The organism is Alcanivorax hongdengensis A-11-3 (assembly GCF_000300995.1).
In the GTDB taxonomy this organism is placed as follows: domain Bacteria; phylum Pseudomonadota; class Gammaproteobacteria; order Pseudomonadales; family Alcanivoracaceae; genus Alcanivorax; species Alcanivorax hongdengensis.
Genome location: NZ_AMRJ01000073.1, coordinates 1 through 1,229, shown reverse-complemented (window position 1 = coordinate 1,229; position 1,229 = coordinate 1). Strand labels below are relative to the sequence as shown.

General features: G+C 62.2%; 1 protein-coding gene. It reads left to right on the top strand.

The genetic code is table 11. The features are described 5' to 3' along the window. The first annotated feature begins 86 nt into the window (after positions 1–86). Positions 87–1,174 (top strand): IS3 family transposase gene (locus tag A11A3_RS17090; RefSeq protein WP_231860956.1). Its coding sequence is split into 2 segments (ribosomal slippage): positions 87–339 and positions 339–1,174, totalling 1,089 coding nucleotides; the frame shifts between segments, so codons are not numbered across the junction. Positions 1,175–1,229: the final 55 nt, after the last annotated feature.

Genomic DNA, 1,229 nt, shown 5'->3' with positions numbered 1-1,229 from the left:
ATTCGTGCCCGCATCACGGTAATCCCCCCGCCCAGTAGTTGACGTCAGAAGTGGAATTTTCTCGTAGTCTGACCCGAGGAGGTTCCATGAAGAAGTCCCGCTTCACCGACAGCCAGATCATCGCCGTACTCAAGCAAGCTCAGGCTGGTACACCCGTTCCGGAGCTGTGCCGCGAGCACGGCATCAGCTCGGCGACGTTCTACAAGTGGCGCAGCAAGTTCGGCGGCATGGACGCGTCGCTGATGTCCCAGCTCAAGGAGTTGCAGGACGAGAACCGGCGCCTGAAGAAGATGTACGCTGACGCCCAGCTCAGTGCGGACCTGCTGAAGGAAGCGTTGTCAAAAAAATGGTGAGGCCATCTCAACGCCGGGAGATGGCCCGAGCAGCGGTTGAGGGCGGACATGCGAGCATACGGCACGCCTGCCTGACCTTCGAGGTCAGCGAGACCTGCTACCGCTATCAGGCGAAGGCCTGTGAAGAGAACGCCAGGATCGCCGACTGGCTGGTCCGGCTGACCACGGCCTACAAGGATTGGGGCTTCGGCCTGTGTTTCCTGCACCTGCGCAACGTCAAGGGCTTTGGCTGGAACCACAAGCGGGTCTACCGCATCTACCGGGAGCTGGAGTTGAACCTGCGGATCAAGCCGAAGAAGCGGCTCGTGCGCGAGCGTCCGGAGCCGCTGGCGGTGCCCGAGGCGATCAACCAGGTCTGGTCGATGGACTTCATGCACGACCAGCTCAGCGACGGGCGCAACTTCCGGCTGTTCAACGTGCTGGACGACTTCAATCGCGAAGGGCTGGGCATCGAGGTCGACCTATCCCTGCCCGCGGCCCGCGTGATCCGGTCGCTGGAGCAGATCATCGAGTGGCGCGGCAAGCCACGCGTGATCCGTTGCGACAATGGCCCCGAGTACATCAGCGGCGCGCTGCTGGCCTGGGCAGAACGGCAAGGTATCCGGATCGAACACATCCAACCGGGCAAGCCGCAGCAGAACGCCTACGTCGAACGCTACAACCGCACCGTGCGCTACGCCTGGCTGGCCCGAACCCTGTTCGACACCATCGAGCAGGTGCAGGATAAGGCCACCAGCTGGCTATGGACTTACAACCACGAGCGCCCGAACATGGCACTCGGCGGCATCACACCCATGCAAAAACTGGCCCTTGCCGCGTAGCTCCACTTTTGGGGTCCGCTAAAAGCGGGGGGATTACCGTGATGCGGGCACGAAT